We start from the raw sequence: 3,444 nt of genomic DNA, 5'->3' as shown, positions 1-3,444 counted from the left end.
CTCATAATTATCAGTATAATAGTTCTTGCGTATTCCACCGTTCATAAAGCCGAGCTTACGGTACAAAGATTGTGCCACTGTGTTCGAAACACGTACCTCAAGTGTCATCGTTTTTGCACCCTTCTTCTTTGCAACCTCCATGATCATACGAAGGATCGCTTCTCCTAGCTTTTGCCCACGAAATTCAGGTAAGACCGCTATGTTGGTAATATGTGCCTCATCAACAATCAGCCACATTCCACAATAACCTACAATTTGACCTTCCTTTTCTAAAACAAGGTAGACAGCGAATTGATTTAAATTTAACTCATTCTCAAATGATTGCCTAGTCCAAGGGGTTGCAAATGAAAGTTCCTCAATTTTTAAGATTTGATCTATATCTTCTTCCTTCAAATATCGAAACACAAAGGAATCAGTTAAAGAGTGAGTCTCTTCATTTTGCATCATTTTCTTTCTTCCCTTCTAGCCATTTCGCTTCAGCTTCAGCCAATCGAATATAATTTGGTACAAAGGTGTGTACATCTACTGGTTCACGATTAATCCCTAAATGAGCTAGCTCTCCAGGACGTGGATTATTTTCTGTGTAGTGAGCAAATCTTGCTTGATCTCCCATCAAATTTGCTAGAACTTCCTTGTGAATCGAAAGATCATTGCCAACAAACAAAACAGGATCAGAAAGCTCCTTTAAGCGCTCTGCCCAATCTGTCGCTAATACCAATTGGTCCTTTATAACTGTTTCTAGTGAACCATTTTGGGAGCGATACAGGCCGGTATAGACTTGTCCTCTTCTAGCGTCAAATAGTGGAGCCACATAGCCTGGGAAGTACCGGGCCGCTGATGCAGCTAAGACTTCTATGCTCGAAACCCCAACAAGAGGAATTTGTAAGGTCCACGCTAATGTTTTCGCAATCGTTACTCCTATACGAACACCCGTATAGGAACCAGGACCTTCTGCGACGACAATTTTCTCTAGGTCTGCTGGCTTAATGTCACATTCCCTGCATAGGTTTTCAATCGCTGGCATCACACGGACCGAATGATTCTTTTTAATATTCGTTATGTATTCCCCAATCACTTGCTGGTCATCTATTAAGGCAATACCCAGTGGATAATTTGATGTATCTATTGCTAGTACTTTCATTAGGCAAATAGCTCCTTACAAAGCATTTCATATCGTTTTCCTTTTGGTGTGATCGTTAAGATCCGAGAATTCTCTTCTCCATGAGTTATTTTTATTTGTAGTAGTTCGTTTGGTAGTTGCTCTTCAATTAAATGAGCCCATTCTACAACTGTAACTCCTTGACCTTCAAAGTACTCATCAAAACCTAAATCTTCATAGGAATCCTCTAATCGATACACATCCATATGGTAAAGAGGGAGTCTTCCGTTATATTCTTTTATAATAGTAAAAGTCGGACTACTTACGTTTTTGGTAATCTCAAGTCCCACTGCCAGTCCTTTAGTAAAAGTCGTCTTACCTGCACCAAGATCACCCTCTAATGTAATCACATCTCCCGGTTGAAGCCTCTGTGCAAGTTCCTTTGAAAATTGTAAAGTCTCTTCCGTACTGTTTGTTCTAACTATGTATTCGTTCATTGAATTAATCACCCAATTCTTTTATAAAAAAGCCTTAGGACATGATCCTAAGGCTAGTCTCTTATAAGTGTACATGATTTTAAAAAAATGAGCAAAAAAGGTTGGATTTGTATGTAGTTTTGGTGTGCGATTGAATTAGTTTGAGTTGGTGCAAAGAGCGTTGGTTTGTAATCGCAAGTATGTATTGTGAATCGCAAATATAATCCTGGGATCGCAAGTAAATTTTTAGAATCGCAAATATATCTTGAGAATCGCAAGTAAATTTTTAAAATCGCAAATATTTCTCGAGAATCGCAAGTAAATACACAATAACGTTCACTTTTATGGATCTTAGAGTGTGCGCAACTGTATTCTACACTGTTTTCCTTCTATTTTCGCCACAAATATCATCTTTTATTAAAAAATCCCTCTAAAAAACAAAAAAACGAATCCATTTTGGTTCGTTTGATTCTACTAAAATATAAAAATGGCGGTCCCGACCGGGATCGAACCGGCGATCTCCTGCGTGACAGGCAGGCATGTTAACCGCTACACCACGGGACCAAAGTTTTTTCAAGTTTCCTTGAAGCAACTTAATTGCGGGGACAGGATTTGAACCTGCGACCTTCGGGTTATGAGCCCGACGAGCTACCAGACTGCTCCACCCCGCGACGATAATAATAAAATCTGTAATACAGCCTAGCGACGTCCTACTCTCACAGAGGGAAACCCTCAACTACCATCGGCGCTGAAAAGCTTAACTTCCGTGTTCGGTATGGGAACGGGTGTGACCTTTTCGCTATCGCCACTAGACCAGTATTCAATTGAAGGAATCATTCCTTCAAAACTAGATAATGAATGAAGAAGAAGAAATACGTTTCATCTAAATTTGGTTAAGTCCTCGATCGATTAGTATCAGTCAGCTCCACACGTCACCGCGCTTCCACCTCTGACCTATCAACCTGATCATCTTTCAGGGATCTTACTAGCTTGCGCTATGGGAAATCTCATCTTGAGGGGGGCTTCATGCTTAGATGCTTTCAGCACTTATCCCTTCCGCACATAGCTACCCAGCGATGCCTTTGGCAAGACAACTGGTACACCAGCGGTGCGTCCATCCCGGTCCTCTCGTACTAAGGACAGCTCCTCTCAAATTTCCTACGCCCACGACGGATAGGGACCGAACTGTCTCACGACGTTCTGAACCCAGCTCGCGTACCGCTTTAATGGGCGAACAGCCCAACCCTTGGGACCGACTACAGCCCCAGGATGCGATGAGCCGACATCGAGGTGCCAAACCTCCCCGTCGATGTGGACTCTTGGGGGAGATAAGCCTGTTATCCCCGGGGTAGCTTTTATCCGTTGAGCGATGGCCCTTCCATGCGGAACCACCGGATCACTAAGCCCGACTTTCGTCCCTGCTCGACTTGTAGGTCTCGCAGTCAAGCTCCCTTGTGCCTTTACACTCTACGAATGATTTCCAACCATTCTGAGGGAACCTTTGGGCGCCTCCGTTACTTTTTAGGAGGCGACCGCCCCAGTCAAACTGCCCACCTGACACTGTCTCCCACCCCGATCAGGGGTGAGGGTTAGAATTTCAATACAGCCAGAGTAGTATCCCACCGACGCCTCCACCGAAGCTAGCGCTCCGGCTTCTCAGGCTCCTACCTATCCTGTACAAGCTGTACCAAAATTCAATATCAGGCTACAGTAAAGCTCCACGGGGTCTTTCCGTCCTGTCGCGGGTAACCTGCATCTTCACAGGTACTATAATTTCACCGAGTCTCTCGTTGAGACAGTGCCCAGATCGTTACGCCTTTCGTGCGGGTCGGAACTTACCCGACAAGGAATTTCGCTACCTTAGGACCG

3 protein-coding genes, 2 tRNA genes and 2 rRNA genes are annotated in these 3,444 nt (G+C 43.8%); all 7 read right to left on the bottom strand.

The window, feature by feature from the left end; translation table 11 throughout:
• On the bottom strand, positions 1-447 hold a 447-nt coding region (gene rimI / locus ACRX5O_RS19180; RefSeq protein WP_433907430.1), incomplete at its 3' end, for a ribosomal protein S18-alanine N-acetyltransferase.
• Positions 434-1,141: a tRNA (adenosine(37)-N6)-threonylcarbamoyltransferase complex dimerization subunit type 1 TsaB gene (gene tsaB / locus ACRX5O_RS19175; protein ID WP_433907429.1), complete on the bottom strand. Its 708-nt coding sequence runs from the start codon at positions 1,139-1,141 to the stop codon at positions 434-436. The genes tsaB and rimI, both read right to left, overlap by 14 nt.
• Positions 1,141-1,596 (bottom strand): tRNA (adenosine(37)-N6)-threonylcarbamoyltransferase complex ATPase subunit type 1 TsaE, encoded by a 456-nt coding sequence (gene tsaE, locus ACRX5O_RS19170; RefSeq protein WP_433907428.1) that lies wholly within the window; start codon positions 1,594-1,596, stop codon positions 1,141-1,143. The genes tsaB and tsaE overlap by 1 nt, the downstream gene beginning before the upstream one ends.
• Before the next feature lie 467 nt (positions 1,597-2,063).
• Positions 2,064-2,139 (bottom strand) — tRNA-Asp (locus ACRX5O_RS19165).
• Between the two features lie 33 nt (positions 2,140-2,172).
• Positions 2,173-2,246: transfer RNA gene (locus tag ACRX5O_RS19160), tRNA-Met, on the bottom strand.
• Positions 2,247-2,272: 26 nt separating this feature from the next.
• Positions 2,273-2,388: ribosomal RNA gene (gene rrf / locus ACRX5O_RS19155) — 5S ribosomal RNA — on the bottom strand.
• A gap of 76 nt (positions 2,389-2,464) precedes the next feature.
• A 23S ribosomal RNA gene (locus ACRX5O_RS19150) occupies positions 2,465-3,444 on the bottom strand; the annotation flags it as partial.

The organism is Robertmurraya mesotrionivorans (assembly GCF_050971805.1).
GTDB lineage: Bacteria > Bacillota > Bacilli > Bacillales > Cytobacillaceae > Robertmurraya_A.
The sequence above is the reverse complement of the archived record's forward strand: the minus strand, read 5'-3'. Positions and strand labels throughout refer to the sequence as shown.